At 70.3% G+C, this 239-nt stretch carries 1 pseudogene; it reads left to right on the top strand.

Features of this window, described 5'->3' with window-relative positions:
- Positions 1 to 239: pseudogene (locus tag AC06FD_RS20475) on the top strand (glutamine--fructose-6-phosphate transaminase (isomerizing)); the annotation flags it as partial.

Genomic DNA, 239 nt, shown 5'->3' with positions numbered 1-239 from the left:
TACGATTCCTCCGGCATCGCCGTGCTCGACCAGCGCCAGGCCCAGCCGGACGTGCGTCGCGTGCGCCGCACCGGCCGCGTGGCCGAGATGGAGAAGGCCGCCGCCAGCGAAGGCTTCGACGCCATGCTCGGCATCGGCCACACCCGCTGGGCAACGCATGGTGGGGTGACCGAGGCCAATGCCCACCCGCACATCAGCCACGGCGTGGCCCTGGTCCACAACGGCATCATCGAGAACCA

The organism is Stenotrophomonas sp. Steno-Z1, assembly GCF_056393175.1.
Note: the sequence above shows the minus strand (reverse complement) of the source record. Positions and strands in the feature narration are given on the sequence as shown.